This is a genomic window from Methylobacterium tarhaniae, assembly GCF_001043955.1.
Classification (GTDB): Bacteria; Pseudomonadota; Alphaproteobacteria; order Rhizobiales; family Beijerinckiaceae; genus Methylobacterium; species Methylobacterium tarhaniae.
The window spans coordinates 1-14,344 of the sequence record NZ_LABZ01000201.1 but is presented as its reverse complement, the minus strand read 5'-3'; the positions used below and the strand labels follow the sequence as shown (position 1 = coordinate 14,344).

The 14,344-nt window shown below is 72.2% G+C and carries 15 protein-coding genes; 12 read left to right on the top strand and 3 right to left on the bottom strand.

The window, feature by feature from the left end:
• Positions 1–151 precede the first annotated feature (151 nt).
• The 7 genes from VQ03_RS24995 to VQ03_RS24965 all read left to right on the top strand — a co-directional run bounded on the left by VQ03_RS24995 (position 152) and on the right by VQ03_RS24965 (position 7,431).
• The gene (locus tag VQ03_RS24995) at positions 152–1,429 is read left to right on the top strand and encodes an efflux RND transporter periplasmic adaptor subunit (RefSeq protein ID WP_425350090.1); all 1,278 of its coding nucleotides are present in this window, start codon (positions 152–154) and stop codon (positions 1,427–1,429) included.
• Positions 1,430–1,442: 13 nt separating this feature from the next.
• A complete protein-coding gene (locus VQ03_RS24990) occupies positions 1,443–4,616 on the top strand; it encodes an efflux RND transporter permease subunit (protein WP_048453613.1) in 3,174 nt (1,057 codons plus the stop codon).
• Positions 4,617–4,964: 348 nt separating this feature from the next.
• Positions 4,965–5,288: an ArsR/SmtB family transcription factor gene (locus tag VQ03_RS24985; protein WP_048453612.1), complete on the top strand. Its 324-nt coding sequence runs from the start codon at positions 4,965–4,967 to the stop codon at positions 5,286–5,288.
• Positions 5,289–5,547: 259 nt separating this feature from the next.
• Complete coding sequence (locus VQ03_RS24980; protein ID WP_048453611.1) at positions 5,548–5,973, top strand: YeeE/YedE family protein; 426 nt, start codon at positions 5,548–5,550, stop codon at positions 5,971–5,973.
• Between the two features lie 4 nt (positions 5,974–5,977).
• Entirely contained in the window at positions 5,978–6,430 is a 453-nt protein-coding gene (locus VQ03_RS24975; RefSeq protein ID WP_048453610.1) for a DUF6691 family protein, read from the top strand.
• A 67-nt stretch (positions 6,431–6,497) separates the two neighbouring features.
• On the top strand, positions 6,498–6,884 hold the full coding sequence (locus tag VQ03_RS24970; RefSeq protein ID WP_048453644.1) for a rhodanese-like domain-containing protein: 387 nt from the start codon (positions 6,498–6,500) through the stop codon (positions 6,882–6,884).
• 142 nt (positions 6,885–7,026) lie between these two features.
• Entirely contained in the window at positions 7,027–7,431 is a 405-nt protein-coding gene (locus VQ03_RS24965; protein WP_342586476.1) for a hypothetical protein, read from the top strand.
• Between the two features lie 246 nt (positions 7,432–7,677).
• On the opposite strand, the gene VQ03_RS24960 is transcribed toward VQ03_RS24965, so the two are convergent.
• The 3 genes from VQ03_RS24960 to VQ03_RS24950 form a co-directional block, all read right to left on the bottom strand.
• Positions 7,678–8,262 (bottom strand): phospholipase A2 family protein, encoded by a 585-nt coding sequence (locus VQ03_RS24960; protein ID WP_048453609.1) that lies wholly within the window; start codon positions 8,260–8,262, stop codon positions 7,678–7,680.
• Complete coding sequence (locus VQ03_RS24955; protein ID WP_083468208.1) at positions 8,259–9,323, bottom strand: universal stress protein; 1,065 nt, start codon at positions 9,321–9,323, stop codon at positions 8,259–8,261. Before VQ03_RS24955 ends, VQ03_RS24960 begins: the two co-directional genes overlap by 4 nt.
• A gap of 190 nt (positions 9,324–9,513) precedes the next feature.
• Positions 9,514–9,963, bottom strand: a complete 450-nt coding sequence (locus VQ03_RS24950; protein WP_048453608.1) for a GreA/GreB family elongation factor — start codon at positions 9,961–9,963, stop codon at positions 9,514–9,516.
• 603 nt (positions 9,964–10,566) lie between these two features.
• On the opposite strand from VQ03_RS24950, the gene VQ03_RS33960 reads away from it, so the two are divergent.
• The 5 genes from VQ03_RS33960 to VQ03_RS24930 all read left to right on the top strand — a co-directional run bounded on the left by VQ03_RS33960 (position 10,567) and on the right by VQ03_RS24930 (position 14,323).
• A complete protein-coding gene (locus VQ03_RS33960; protein WP_167376131.1) occupies positions 10,567–10,722 on the top strand; it encodes a hypothetical protein in 156 nt (51 codons plus the stop codon).
• Between the two features lie 15 nt (positions 10,723–10,737).
• Positions 10,738–11,175, top strand: a complete 438-nt coding sequence (gene rnk / locus VQ03_RS24945) for a nucleoside diphosphate kinase regulator (RefSeq protein ID WP_083468207.1) — start codon at positions 10,738–10,740, stop codon at positions 11,173–11,175.
• 360 nt (positions 11,176–11,535) lie between these two features.
• Complete coding sequence (locus VQ03_RS24940; RefSeq protein ID WP_083468206.1) at positions 11,536–12,078, top strand: MarR family winged helix-turn-helix transcriptional regulator; 543 nt, start codon at positions 11,536–11,538, stop codon at positions 12,076–12,078.
• Entirely contained in the window at positions 12,075–14,117 is a 2,043-nt protein-coding gene (locus VQ03_RS24935; protein ID WP_048453607.1) for an FUSC family protein, read from the top strand. Before VQ03_RS24940 ends, VQ03_RS24935 begins: the two co-directional genes overlap by 4 nt.
• Positions 14,114–14,323 (top strand): DUF1656 domain-containing protein, encoded by a 210-nt coding sequence (locus VQ03_RS24930; protein WP_048453606.1) that lies wholly within the window; start codon positions 14,114–14,116, stop codon positions 14,321–14,323. Before VQ03_RS24935 ends, VQ03_RS24930 begins: the two co-directional genes overlap by 4 nt.
• The last annotated feature ends 21 nt before the right edge of the window (positions 14,324–14,344 follow it).

The following is a 14,344-nucleotide window of genomic DNA, read 5'->3' as shown; positions in this document are numbered from 1 at the left end:
GGAACCCTGCGAGCCTCGCGGCTCGACGAGGCTGCGTGCCTCGCCGGCCGCTGCGGACAGGGCCGGACAGGCGGCGCCCGAGCGCATACGATATCCGTCCGAGGCGAACCTGCCTGGCCCTGCGCCACGGCGGCGCCTCACCGGGAACTCTTTGTGGCCCTTGCCCGGAAGCCCGGCGGCGCGACGCGCCCCGGCCGCTTCCCTACCGTGCAGGAAAGACCGACCCGTGATCCAACGCCGCCGCATCCTCCTCGGAGCGACCGCCCTCTTCCTCGGGCTCGCCGCCTGCAAGCCGGCCCAGCAGGCCGCCGCGCCGGCGGCCCCCTCCGCCCCGCCGGAAGTCTCGATCGTGACGGTCAAGCACCAGCCGATCCCCTACGAGCGCGACCTGCCCGGCCGCGCCGCCCCGACCCGCATCGCCGAGGTGCGGGCGCGCGTCGCCGGCCTCATCATCAAGCGCACCTTCGAGCAGGGCAGCCAGGTCAAGGAGGGCGACCTCCTCTACAAGATCGACCCGATGCCGTTCCGCGCCGACCTTTCCAGCGCCGAGGCGACCCTGGCCAAGGCGGAGGCCGCCCTGGTGCTGGCCCGCCAGCAGGCCGAGCGCCTGGAGACCCTGCTCACCCGACAGACCGCGAGCCAGGCCCAGTACGACGCCGCCTTCGCGGCCCAGAAGCAGGCCGAGGCCGAGGTCGCCGGCGCCAAGGCCGCCCGCGACCGGGCGCAGCTCAACCTCGGCTATACGGACGTGCGGGCGCCGATCTCGGGCCGCATCGGCCGGGCCCTCGTCACGGAAGGGGCGCTGGTCGAGCAGGGCGGCGCCAGCAACCTGGCGACGATCCAGCAGCTCGACCCGATCTACGTCGACATCACCCAGTCGGTCGGCGAGCTGAACAAGCTGCGCCGCGACCTCGCCAGCGGCGAGCTCGACCGCCTCGCCCCCGATGTCGCGAGCGTGCGCGTCATCATGGATGACGGCTCGCTCTATCCCGAGCCCGGCCGGCTGCTGTTCTCCGACGTGACCGCCGATCCGAGCACCGGCCAGGTGACGCTTCGTGCCGTGGTGCCGAACCCGCACGGGGAGCTCTTCCCGGGCATGTATGTCCGCGCCCGGATCAAGCAGGGCATCGATTCCGACGCCATCGCGGTCCCGCAGCAGGCGGTGCACCGCTCCAATGACGGCCGCGCCCAGGTCTGGCTCGTCGGGCCGGACCAGAAGGTGGTGCTCCAGCCGGTCGAGGTCGGCCCGGTGGTCGAGGGCCAGTGGGTGATCCGCGACGGGCTCAAGGAGGGCGACCGGGTCGTCGCCGAGGGCTTCCAGAAGATCGTCGCCGGCACCCAGGTCTCGGCGGTACCGTTCGAGACCACCACCGTGGCGTCGGCCGGCACGGGGTCCCACCCCGCCCCGGCCTCGACCGAACAGCGCTGAGGAGGACACCACCTTGGCGAGCTTCTTCATCGACCGGCCGATCTTCGCCTGGGTCGTCGCGCTGTTCATCTGCCTGGGCGGCGCGCTCACGATCCCGATGCTGCCGGTGGCGCAATACCCGATCATCGCGCCGCCCTCGATCGCCCTCTCCACCGCCTTCCCGGGCGCTTCGGTGGAGGATCTCTATACCGGCACGACGCGCCTCATCGAGGATGAGCTGAACGGCGCGGCCAACATCCAGAGCTTCGAATCGGCGAGCGATTCGTTCGGCGTCGTCGAGATCACCGCCAACTTCGAGCCGGGCACCGATCCGGGCTATGCCGGCGTCGAGGTGCAGAACCGCCTCAAGCGCGTCGAGGCGCGCCTGCCGGCCGAGGTGCGCCAGCAGGGCATCCTGGTCGAGGAGGCCTCGGCCGCGACCCTCAACATCATCACCCTCGTCTCCAAGGACGGGTCGATGGACGAGGTCGCGCTCGGCGACTTCCTGATCCGCAACGTCATCAACGAGATCCGCCGCATCCCGGGCGTCGGGCGCGCCACCCTGTACTCGACCGAGCGCTCGTTGCGCGTCTGGATCGACCCCGACAAGCTGCGCGGCCTGTCGCTCAACGCCTCCGACGTGACGCAGGCGATCACGCGCCAGAACGTCCAGATCGCCTCGGGCGCCGTCGGCGCCCAGCCGAGCCCGGAGACCCACGCGGTCAACTACCCGATCGTCGTCAAGGGCCAGATGCGGGCCCCGGAGGAGTTCGGCGCGATCGTCCTGCGCGCCAATCCCGACGGCTCGACCGTGCGCCTGCGCGACGTCGCCCGCATCGAGCTCGGCGGCGAGGATTACAAGTTCACCACCCGCCTCAACGGCGGGCCGGCCGCCGGCATCTCGGTGACGCTCGCCCCTGACGGCAACGCGCTAGACACCGCCAAGGCGATCCGGGCCAAGATGGTGGAACTGTCGCAGTTCTTCCCCGACACGGTGAAGTGGGACATCCCCTACGACATCACGCCCGCCGTCGAGGCCTCGATCGAGAAGGTGCTCCACACCCTCGTCGAGGCGGTGGTGCTGGTGTTCATCGTGATGTTCCTGTTCCTGCAGAACATCCGCTACACGCTGATCCCGACGATCGTGGTGCCGATCGCGCTTCTCGGCACCTGCACGATCATGCTGCTCGCCGGGTTCTCGATCAACGTGCTGACGATGTTCGGCATGGTGCTCGCCATCGGCATCCTGGTCGACGACGCCATCGTGGTGGTCGAGAACGTCGAGCGGATCATGGCCGAGGAGGGCTTGCCCCCCAAGGAGGCGACCCGCAAGGCCATGGGCCAGATCACCGGCGCGATCATCGGCATCACGCTCGTGCTGATCGCCGTGTTCATCCCGATGGCGTTCTTCCCCGGGTCGGTCGGCATCATCTATCGCCAGTTCTCGATCGCGATGGTGACCTCGATCGCCTTCTCGGCCTTCCTGGCTCTGTCGCTGACCCCGGCGCTCTGCGCCACGCTGCTGAAGCCCGTCGAGCCCGGCCACCACCACGCCAAGCGCGGCTTCTTCGGCTGGTTCAACCGCGTCGTCGACCGCGAGACCGCCCGCTACGGCCGCGGCGTGTCCTGGGCGGTGAAGAAGTCCGGCCGGATGATGGTGGTCTACCTGATCCTGGTCGCGGGCGTGGCCTACGCCTTCGTGCGCCTGCCGGAGGGCTTCCTGCCGGTCGAGGACCAGGGCTTCTTCACCGTCGACATCCAGACCCCGCCGGGCTCCTCGTTCAACCGCACGCTGGCGGCGGTGAAGAAGACCGAGGAGCACCTGCTGGCCCAGCCGGGCGTGGCGACCGTGACGATCGTCAACGGCTTCTCGTTCTCAGGGCAAGGCCAGATGACCTCGCAGGCCTTCGTGACGTTGAAGCCCTGGTCCGAGCGCGGCAAGGACCAGTCGGCGGCGGCGCTCGTCGCCGGCACCAACAAGGCGATGGCGGGCTATCGCGACGCGGTGATCCAGGCGCTGGAGCCGCCGCCGATCGACAACCTCGGCAACGCCTCGGGCTTCAGCTTCCGCCTCCAGGACCGGGCCCAGAAGGGCTACGCGGCCCTGATGGCGGCGCAGGAGCAGCTGCTCTCCCTCGCCCGCAAGAGCCCGATCCTCAAGAACGTCTATGTCGAGGGCCTGCCGCCCGCGCCGCAGGCGGAGCTGGTGATCGACCGCGAGAAGGCGGCGGCGCTCGGCGTCAACTTCGCCGACATCAACGACACGATCCAGGTCAACCTCGGCTCGGTCTACACCAACGACTTCCCCAACCGGGGCAAGATGCAGCGGGTGATCGTCCAGGCCGAGGACAACCAGCGCCTCAACGCCACCGACCTGCTGAACTACGGCGTCAAGAACCACCTCGGCGCGATGGTGCCGATGTCGTCCTTCGCCCACCTGAAGTGGAGCGTCGGCCCGGCCCAGATCATCGGCTTCAACGGCTACCAGTCGGTCCGCTTCACCGGCGAGCCCGCGGCGGGCTTCACCTCGGGCGAGGCCATCGCCGAGATGGAGCGGCTGATGACCCAGCTGCCGAAGGGCTTCGGCTATACCTGGACCGGGCAGTCGCTCCAGGAGAAGCAGGCCGGCTCGCAGGCGACCCTGCTGCTCGCCCTCTCGGTGCTGATCGTCTTCCTGTGCCTGGCCGCGCTCTACGAGAGCTGGTCGATCCCGCTCGCGGTGATGCTGGTCATCCCCCTCGGCGTGATCGGCTCGGTCGCCGGCGTGATCATCCGCGACATGCCGAACGACGTGTACTTCAAGATCGGGCTCATCACGATCATCGGCCTCTCGGCCAAGAACGCGATCCTGATCATCGAGTTCGCGCGCGAATTGTGGAAGCCCGGCACCAAGCTCGTCACCGCCACGGTGGAGGCCTCGCGCCTGCGCTTCCGCCCGATCGTGATGACCTCGCTGGCCTTCATCTTCGGCGTCGTGCCGCTTGCCATCGCGACCGGCGCGGCCTCGAAGAGCCAGCAGGCGATCGGCACCGGCGTGATGGGCGGGATGATCTCCGCCACCGTGCTGGCGGTGATCCTGGTTCCGGTCTTCTTCGTCGTCGCGATGCGGTTCTTCCAGAGGAAGCGCGTGCGCGAGGAGAACCTGGACGCGGCGCCGGGGGCGGTGCACGCGCCGGAGCAGGCGCGGGAGCCTGCGCACGGTCACTGAGTGCGACGGCGCGGGCCGGCTTCGTCGGCCGGCCCGCGCGTCTCGGCCTTTCGTGGACCCCGCCGGACGGACGGCGCGGGGCTCTCCGGCCCCACGGCGGCGGGAACGGACTTCCGCAACGCCGATGGCGGCGGCGCGCGGCTCGTCGACCCTCGAAGGTCAGGACGAGGCCAGGGACCGGTCGGCCCGGGTCGATGCGGAGCGCGCCGGCACCCTGGCGGCTCCCCGCCCCTCCCCCGCCCGGTGCCCGCGCCGGCGGCGCGATCGTGCAGGAGACAGCTGCGGCCCGGTCTGCTATATTAGCATCGCCTAAAGAAGTCGGGTCTGACTTTCCGGGACACGGGGCCGATGGACGCCGCGACGCCGACCGACCTGATGCGCCTCCAGGACAAGGCCGCCGACGCGGCTCGCCTGCTCCGCCTCCTCGCCAACGAGAAGCGGTTGCTGATCCTGTGCCTGCTCGTCGCCCGCGGCGAGATGGATGTGACGAGCCTCGCCGGGGAGGTCGAGCTCAGCCAGTCGGCCCTGTCGCAGCATCTCGCCAAGCTCCGGGAGGACGGGCTGGTGGCGTTCCGCCGCGAGAGCCAGACGCTCTATTATCGGCTGGAGGACCCCCGGGCCGCCCGGGTGCTGGCGACCCTCAAGGACATCTTCTGCCCGGAGCCCGGCTGATGGCGTTCGGCCCCGGACGATCTCCGCCGCGCTCCCCGGGCGGACCGGCCGGTTGCGCAGCCGGAGGCTCAGGCCGCTCCGTCAGGACGCCATCCCGGCGAAGCCGAGGCCGCTTCCCGTTTCGAGCCGGCCGAATTCGCCCTTGCCATTGCATTAGTGATATCTAATAAAGATAAGCCTAATGTTTCGGCGTGGCGGGGCACGGCATGCTCCGCGGCAATTCGGGCGCCGCCCGGACCGACGCTCGGGAGAGACCACGATGGATGGCTTCACGCCTGTCAGCGCCCTCGTCGGCGGCGCCATGATCGGCACTTCCGCGGCCCTGTTGCTGCTCCTCAACGGACGCGTGGCCGGCATCAGCGGCATCCTCGGCGGGCTGCTCGCTCCACTCACGCGCGAGACCGGCTGGCGGGCCGCCTTCCTGGCCGGGCTGGTCCTGGCACCGCCCGTCTATGCCGGCATGGGCGGGAGCCTGCCGCCGGTGACGGTCGAGGCCTCGTTCCCGCTCCTGGCGCTCGCCGGGCTGCTGGTCGGGTTCGGGGCGCGCCTCGGCTCCGGCTGCACCAGCGGCCATGGCGTCTGCGGCCTCGGCCGCCTCTCGCCCCGCTCGCTGGCCGCGACCGGCACCTTCATGGCTGTCGCCGTCCTGACCGTTCTCGTCATCCGTCACCTGCTCGGAGCCTGACGCCGTGGCCAAGATGGCTTCCGCCTTCGCCGTCGGTCTGCTCTTCGGCCTCGGCCTCCTCGTCTCCGGGATGAGCGATCCGGCAAAGGTCCTCGCCTTCCTCGACCTGACCGGTCGCTGGGATCCGAGCCTCGCCTTCGTCATGGCGGGCGCCGTCGCGGTCTCCGCCGCCGGTACCCTCGTCGCCCGTCGCCGCGGCCGGCCGCTGCTCGCATCCCGGCTGGAGATCCCGGCCCGGCGCGACATCGACCCGCGCCTCGTCGCGGGGGCCGCGATCTTCGGTCTCGGTTGGGGCCTCGCCGGCCTCTGTCCCGGGCCGGCACTCACCCTCCTGACGGTGGCGCCGGCGCAGGCCGCGACCTTCGTGGCCGCCATGGTCGCCGGCATGCTGCTGTTCCGCCTCGTGCCACCGGCGGCCGCCTGCTCGAGCCCGAGGCGGACGGACGGCGTTCCCTGACGATCCCGCTCGACGCCCTCGGGGGCGCGGCACCGGGAGAATGATGTGGCGAGCGACGGAGGCGATCATGACGACGAAGAGCGCGAAGGATCTGGTGGCGCAAGCGAACCGCGAGGTGACGACGGTGTCGGCCGAGGAGGCGCTCGCTCGCCTCGGCCAGCCGGACACGGTGCTCGTCGACGTGCGCGAGAGCGAGGAACTGGCGAAGACCGGCAAGATCGCCGGCGCGGTCCACGTGCCGCGCGGCGTGCTGGAGTTCCAGGCCGACCCGGCGAGCCCGACCCACAAGGCCGAGCTCGGGAGCGGGCGGAGACTGGTGCTCTACTGCGCCTCGGGCAACCGCTCGGCCCTGGCCGCGAAGGCTCTTCAGGAGATGGGGCTCGTCCCGGTCGTTCACGTGGCCGGGGGCTTCGCCGCCCTGGAGAAGGCCGGCGGGGTCGTCGAACCGGCGTGACCGCGGCGGCGCACCGGTCGCGCCGGTGACGCGGGCGTCGCGAGCGATGGCAGGCGATGGAGCCGTCGAGACGAGCGGAATTCCGCTCGCGGGTGACGGGATCGAGCGGGTCATCGGGAAGCTCGGGTGAGCATCGTGTCGAATGAAGCAGGCCGCAGGCAAAGAACCGCAGGCGGCGATGGATCGGTTTCCGGACCTCATCCGTTACCGGACCTTCGATCCGGGTCAGTCCAACCCGGTAGAGGTCCAACCCGTCGATGGGAGCCGGTCCGTGACTGCTGCGATCCGCTACGAGGTGACGTTGGCCACTCGGGGAGGCTTGCGCGTGCTGACGGCGCAGGCCGAGCGCGAGGTCGCGCTGATGGCCGAGTCGGTGCTGCGCCGGTACGAGGGCGAGACTCTCGGCATCGGCATCACGGTCGCCTGCACGGATGGCGGAGCACGTCGACGGATCGCGTCGTATCTGAAGGATCTGATCCTGGAGCTCGGCGAGGACTGGAGCGGCGATGCTCTGCATCCGAGCCTGGGGATCGCTCCGTTCCTGTGATGTTGCCCGGGTCGCCCGTCTCGGCCGGCAAGGACCGTGCTCGCGGCCTGCGACGCCCTGTCGGGCACGGGTATGGGCATGGGCATGAGGCCGGCGCTCGCCGCCCTGGTCCTGTCGCGAGGCGGGACCGGTCGAAGCCCGCCGACGGACGATTCCGCGCAAGCGACCGGCTTCACGCCGAGACGAAGTCCGGCGCATCCTGATCGCGGCATGCCGCGCGGCGAGGCGCGGATCGCAGGGCCGGGATCACGGGGCGCGGCACTCCATCGCCTCCGCGGCCTGGATGACGCTGAGGGCCCTGCGCCGAACTTCCAGGGACATCCCCGGGCTGTCGGAAACGACGGCTGCCTCGCGTTTGAGCGTCGCATCGCAGGCGCATGAACTGTAGCCGGCCGCGTCGTAGCAGGCGTCGTGGCGCATGCAGGCGGCATCGAGGTCGTCGGTCGGGGGCAAGCCCTCGCCGCGCTGCCCCTTCCCGCAGTAATTGCCGTGGAACAGCTCCCTGCCGGCGACGACCCGGCCGAGATCGCCCTTCGGCGGGGCCGGCGCCTCCGCGCGGCCGCCGGGATTGAGCTCGTTCGCCGGTCCGCCGGCCTTGGATCCGGAGGCGCGAAGAGCCTGCGGGATGCCGGATCGCCCGCCGGGTTCGTTCAGGGCCTCGCCGGCCCGCCCGTTCGGTTGGGCGATGTCCGGCTGCGGTGGTGGCGGACCCGGACGCGGCTCGCCGTCCTCGATGGAGGCCGAGGGCGCTTCCGCGGCATCCTGCGCCAGGACCGCCTGTGGGCTGGTCGCGAGCATCAATCCAAGAAGGGCGAGAAGAGGCGTTCTCATGAAGGCTCCCGTTCGGCAGCCCCCTCAACTCGAAGCTTGAGCTTTCCGTTCCGAAGGCCGCTCGGCCCCGCGCGTGGCGCGCAGGCCCCGGGATGTCGGGCGTCGCGGTCGGTCGCGCGGAGCACGTCCCTTCCCGCGGTCACGACCCTGAGGGGCGGGCGCCCGGCCCGGCCCGCGGGAACCCGTGCGGACGGCCCCGGCCAGGGTCGGCCGCCGGACCGGCGCGGCGGGACCACCAGCACGTCTGCGCCACCGGCGGCGAGGACGGCCTCGGTGACGCTCCCCCGAAGAGCCTTCCCGATCCCGGTCCGGGCATGCGTGCCCATGACGAGGAGCCCGGAGGACATCCGCGCGGCGAGGCCGGCGATGACCTCGTCCGGGCGCCCCTCCTCCACCCGCCTCGACCAGTCCCGTCCCACGAGGCCGCTCGCTTCGAGGAAGGCCTCGACCTCCTCCGCGAACGTGGAGCGCCAGCTTTCGACATAGCGCTCGACCTGCTCGCGCGGCACGCCGAACCCGGACAGCTTCGGCTTGCCCAGCGCCTCGAAGGCGTGGACGACCGTGACGCGGGCGTGGTCGGCGAGACCGAGCGACGCGACGCTGCGCAGGGCCCGCGCCGAGGCGTCCGAGAGGTCGACCGGGACCATGACCCCGGCATAGGGCCCCGAAGCGGATCGATGGACCACGAGGACAGGGCACGGGGCGGCGCGGATCAGGCTGCGGACCGTCCGGCCGGAGCCTCGGGCGGCCGCCCGCCGGCTCGCCCCCACCACGATCAGGTCGGCCCGGTCGGCCGCCGCTGCGTCGCAGACCGCGTCGGGAAGGCGTCCCGCGACGACGCGCGGGCGGCATTCGACGCCGACGAGTTCCGGCACGACCGCGACTTGCTCGACGGTCATGCGCTGCGCCTCACGCAGGTCCCGCGCGGTCTCGCGCGCCTCCCCACCATCCACGACATGCAGCAGGACGACGTCGCCGCGGCCCTGTCCTGCCAGAATGCCGGCGCGCCGCACGGCTCGCTGCGAGCGGGGCGAGAAATCGGTGGCGACGAGGATGCGCATGGATTCTCTCCTGTTCGGGTTGGCGTCGGCCGGCGACCGGCCTCCGCGCGTGCGACGGCCGCCAGCCCGGCGAGGCCGGCGCCGACGACGTTGTCCCTCCCGGGGAGGACCGCCCCGGGTTCCGCCGTGTCATGACATGCTCCTGTCGGAGACAGGGCCGTGCCGGGCCGGCACGGGACGGCACCGGGGCTCAAGGCCCGCGCGGGGCGGGTGCGCGGCGCCCGGCGACCGGCTCGCCGACGGATCGCCGGTCGATGCCCGCGACCGTGACCACGTGCTGGGTGCCGCGGTGGTTGTCGCAGAAGGGCATCCGGTCCCCGACGCGCAGCCCGAGCAGCGCCATCCCGAGCGGGCTCGCGACCGAGAGCTCGTCGGGCCGGCCGGCGAGGTCGAGGGGATGGACGAGGCGGTGCTCCCGCAGGGCCGGCTCGTCGTCGAGCCGGTAGAGCACCCGGCCGTTCACCGACACCACCTCGCCCGGCAGCGCCCGCGGCGGGCACAGGGTTGCCCGCTTCAGCTCCGAAAGCAGGAAGTCGGCGTGGCTGTCGCCGCGCAGATAGGCGTGGAGGCCGAAGGCCACCAGCCGGTCGAAGTCGTGGGTCGTGACGGTGATGGGCGGCAGTTCATGGACCGCGTGCATCCTGGCACCTCGCAGCATGGCCGACCCGCGCGGAGGATGCGCGACGGCCCCGGCGGCGTCCGGAAGGGCGCCGCGCGAACGGATGGAAAGGTTGCTGGAGATCGTCCCTGGCCTCGGCCGGCTGCGAACAGGCCGGCGGAGCGCCAGGGCTACGAGCCTGCTTGCAGGCTGCCCGAGCGCGCCAGGAGACGGAGGCTCTGGAGGCGGTTCGACATGACCCTCCTAAGGTCGGGACGGCACCGCTCGGTGTCAAGCCGGGCCGCGGCGACCCCGCCCGGGGCTGGCGGCCGGGTTTGACAACCGCTCCCGCATGGCCAATCCTGAGCGCGTCATGCCGTTCGACACGACCCTCTACCGTGGCCTGCTCCGGGCAGGTAACCTGATCGCGGGCCACTAGCCCCGAGCCGACGGCGCGCCTGCGTCCGTCCCGCTCGGGGTCGCCGGGACGGCTTCCGCGAAGCGCCCGAAGGTCGGCCGAGAGGCGCGACGACACCCTTCCAGATCCATCCGACGCAAGGCGGCGGCGCGCGATGCGCCGGATCCCGTAGTCGCGCGGCGACGCCACGCGCCGGTACCGGCGTCGCGGCCCCGCAGGAGGCATCCATGATCGACGATACGCCCGGGCCGTCCCCCGCCCCGGAACCCGCCACCACGGAGGCGGGCGACCGGAAGGTCGTCCCGCTGGTCCGGCCGCAGCCGAACCCGCCGCCCGTCCCGGCGGGCGAGGATGACGACGACCCCGGCCCGCGCGCCGCCTGAACGAGGATCTGCGAGATGGACACGACGAGGACGCTTGCCGGCGGTGGAAGCCTGCCGGAGATCAAGGTGACCGCGGAGGACCGGGAGCGGCTGGCAGGGCTGGCATCCGCCGCGATGGACCGCATGCCGGACCTGGCGGGCTACCTGTCGGACGAGCTCGACCGGGCGCAGGTCGTGCCGATCCCGGTCGTGCGGGCCGGGAGGACGGCCCTCGGGTTCGTCCGGATGGGCAGCGAGGTCGCATTCCGCGACGACACGACCGGCAAGGTGCAGGCGGTGAGCCTCGTCTATCCGGGCGAGGCCGACATCGGACGGGGCCGCATCTCCGTCCTGACGCCGGTCGGCGCCGCCCTGCTCGGGCTCAGCAAGGGGCAGTCCATCGACTGGTCGACGCGGACCGGGACCGCCAAGCGCCTGACCGTGCTCGACGTGCGCGAGCCGGCCTTCGCCTGACCCGAGCGGGGCCGCCCTGCCCGCCCCCGGCGAGATCCCGCGGCGGGAGTGCCGGACCCCGCGCGCTCGTCCGCGCGTGCCCGGGCGGCGATCCGGTGCCGTGCCGATCCACCGATGCGCGGGGCGAGCCCGTCGGACCGGCGGCCCGCCGCGGCTGCGGCGCGGTCGAACGACCCTCTTCGAAGGCCCGGGACGGTTCATCGACGGCGCGTGAGGGGCGCCGCCGATGCGTGAAACGCCGACCCGGCTCTCGCCGTCCGGGGCAGCGCCGCTACATGGCGATCGACGGATAGCTAGCATCATATCTGTCGGCGCGCGGATCCGACGACGTCGTGCCGTCGGTCGAACGGGAGCGGTGATGTGACCGACGGGGACCCGCACCGGCGTCGTCAGGCCTACACGCACAGCCTTCTCCTCGCGGGACGACAGTGGCGTCGTCTCGCCGACGCGGCCGCCGAGGCCCATGGAATTTCGGAGGCGAAGGCACTGCCCCTGGTGCTGATCGGTCGCATGGCGGGCGAGCCGCGCCAGACGGCTCTGGCCGAGGCCGTCGGGATCGAGGGGCCGTCCCTCGTCCGTCTCCTCGACCAGCTCTGCGCGGCAGGCCTGGTCCAGCGTCGGGAGGATGCCACGGACCGGCGTGCGAAGGTGCTGAGCCTCACCCCCGCCGGACGGGCGGTCGTCGCGAGGATCGAGGCCGATCTCGAGCGCCTCCGGGAGGAGGTGTTCGGAGGCGTGAGCGCGGCCGACCTCGAGGCCGGCCTGAGGGTCTTCCGGGCCATCCAGGATCATGCACGCCCGGTTCTCGACATGCCGGTCCTGGGCCTCCCAGTCCTGGACCTCCCAGTCCTGGACATGGAGCCGGGATGCTCCGGGCTCCCGGACGACGAGGCGGCGGAATGACCGTCCCCGGCTGGCGCGACTGGGCGTTCTCGATCAAGACCTTCGCGGCGGCGATGCTGGCCCTGTTCCTGGCGTTCTGGATCGACCTGCCGAAGCCCTACTGGGCGGTCGGGACGGTCTACATCACCAGCCAGGTCCTGGCCGGGGCCACCCGGTCGAAGGCGGTATACCGGGTCGGCGGCACGCTGCTCGGCGCGGTCGTCACCGTCATCCTGGTCCCGAACCTCGTCAACGCGCCGGAGCTCCTGACGCTCGCCATCGCCCTCTGGGTCGCGGTCTGCCTGTATTTCTCGCTCCTCGACCGGACGCCGCGCAGCTACCTGATGATGCTCGGCGGCTACACGGCCGCCCTGATCGGCTTCCCGGCGGTCGGCGAGCCCGATGCGATCTTCGGCACCGCGGTCGCCCGGGCGGAGGAGATCACGCTGGGCATCCTCTGCGCCAGCCTGATGTCGTCGGTCGTGCTGCCGCAATCGGCCGCTCCGACGATCGCCGGCCGGCTCGACGCCTGGCTGCGCGATGCCCGCCTGTGGGCCTGCGACGTCCTCGGCCGGGCCCGGCCGGCGAAGGACACCCAGGCCAAGCGTCTCCGGCTCGCCTCGGACGCGATCGCGTTCGACGCGCTGGCGACGCCCCTGCGCTACGACATGACGGGGGCGGAGCGCTCGGCCGACGCCATGGCGACCCTGCGCCAGCACATGCTGATGGTCCTGCCGATCGTCTCGGCGATCGCGGACCGCATCGAGACCCTGGAGCGGGCCGGGGCCCTCCCCGACCGGCTGCGCGGCGTGCTCGACGCCATGGCCGCCTGGCTCGCCGTCGGCACGACCGACCCGGCCGAGGCCGCGCGGCTCAAGGCGAGCGCGGTCGCGGTCGATTCCCGCCTCGGCGAGCGCCCGTCCTGGAACGACCTCGTCCTCGCGAGCCTCGTGGCGCGGCTCGTCGACTTCATCGACCTGCGCCAGGATGCCCGCCTGCTCCAGCGGCACATCGCCGACGGAACGCCCGTCGCCGAGCACCTCGCCTTCCGCTACACGGCCGCGGCCCGCACGATCCGTCACCGCGACCGCGGCATGGCCCTCCTGTCGGCGGCGGGCGTGTTCCTCTCGATCGTGCTCGCCTGCGCGATCTGGATCGCGACCGGGTGGCCGGACGGCGCCGGAGCCCCGATGATGGCGGCGGTCGGGTGCTGCTTCTTCGCCGCGCAGGACGACCCCGCGCCCTTCATCGTCAGCTTCGCCAACTCGGCCATCGTCGGCGCGCTCGGGGCGGGCGCCTACCTGTTCGCCATCCTGCCGCTGGCCACCACCTTCGAGATGCTGGCCCTGGCGCTCGCGCCCGGATTGCTGCTCTGCGGCGTGTTCATGGCGCAGCCGCGGACCGCCCCGAGGGCGATGGGCGCGGCGGTCAACGGCTCGACCATGATCGCCCTCCAGGGCAGCTTCAGCGCCGATTTCGCGGCCTTCGCCAATTCCGCCGTCGCGGTCATCCTCGGGATGTGGACGGGGGCGGTGGTCACGCGCCTCGTCCGCTCGGTCGGGGCCGGCTGGTCGGCACGACGGCTGCGGGGCATCAACCGGCGCGAGCTCGCCCGCGCCGCCCGGCGCCGCGGCGCGCAGAACGGCCTCGAACTGGCGGCGCTCATGCTCGACCGGGTCGGTTTGATCGCGCCGCGCCTCGCCGCCCTGCCGGCCGACGACGCGGAATGGACGGCCGACCTCCTCGCCGAGGTGCGCGTCGGCATCAACGTGGTCGAGCTGCGCCGCGACCGCCGGCAGCTCTCGCCACCCGGCAGGGACGCGGTCGAGCGGCTCCTCGCCGCCCTGGCCCGCCATTTCGAGAGCCCGACCCTGGAGCCGGCGCCGGCCCTCCTCGCCTCCGTCGATGCGGCCTTGGACGCGGTCTCCGCCGATGCCCGGCAGGCGGCGGGGCGCGCCGCCCTGATGGGCCTCGTGGGGATCCGCCGCGGCCTGTTTCCGGAGGCGGATCCCTACCGGCCGGCCCGTCCCTCGGACACCCGACCGGAGCTCGCGGCATGACGGGTGAGTTCGACCTCTACGGCGTCTTCGTGCCCAGCCTCGCGGCCTGGATGCTGCTCGCCTTCCTCGTCAGCCTGCCGCTGCGCCGGTTGCTGGCCTGGAGCGGCTTCTACCGCCTGGTCTGGCACCGGCCCCTGTTCGACCTCGCCCTGTACGTGGCGCTCCTCGGCGCGGTCGTCGCGGTCGCTCTGCCCCTCACCTCGTGAGCGTGCCGCCCTCCCTCCTCC